The organism is Bacteroides cellulosilyticus DSM 14838, from assembly GCF_000158035.1.
GTDB lineage: Bacteria > Bacteroidota > Bacteroidia > Bacteroidales > Bacteroidaceae > Bacteroides > Bacteroides cellulosilyticus.
Genome location: NZ_EQ973530.1, coordinates 1 through 563 on the forward strand (window position 1 = coordinate 1; position 563 = coordinate 563).

The window sequence follows — 563 nt, forward strand, 5'->3', positions numbered from 1 at the left end:
CCGTGATACGGATACGTCTCAACTGCGGAAAATAGTTTTTCAGAAGTTCCCGATATACGGTTCCTCCGTGCATATCCATCAATTGTTTTTCGCGTCCTTCAAAAATGCCGGTTCGGGCAATGAGAGACAATACTTCGTCACCGTGATTCATGGGGCGGCGTTGCAGAAGTTCCACCAATCCATCCCAGTCTTCGGGTACGGAAGAAACTTTATAAAGATCGCGCCCGGGTGCATACGTGGCACGCATATACTCCTTGAAACAGCGTGCGCGGTTGGAAGCCAGTATTTCATTGTCCTTGTAGATCCCGTCGGGCGAGGCGTATCCGCAGATGGAGATGCTCGAAATACTTGCCAGATTCCCTTCGGTGAGCGGGCGCATCAGGCTGTCCAGTTTCTCCAGTTCGGGGCGGTTGTTGTGGAATTCGCGGCGGACGTCATAAACTCCGGTAGGGTAGTCTATATATAAGGTGGCACTTTCCGAACGGTGTTTCTGAGTTTCCATATCAGGAGTGAGGTAAGTTACCATGGCTGTACATTCGGCACAGGGCATACAGTCCGACCTA

The 563-nt window shown here is 51.2% G+C and carries 1 pseudogene; it reads right to left on the reverse strand.

Features of this window, described 5'->3' with window-relative positions:
* Nucleotides 1–563, reverse strand: a pseudogene (locus BACCELL_RS25510) (DUF3868 domain-containing protein); the annotation flags it as partial.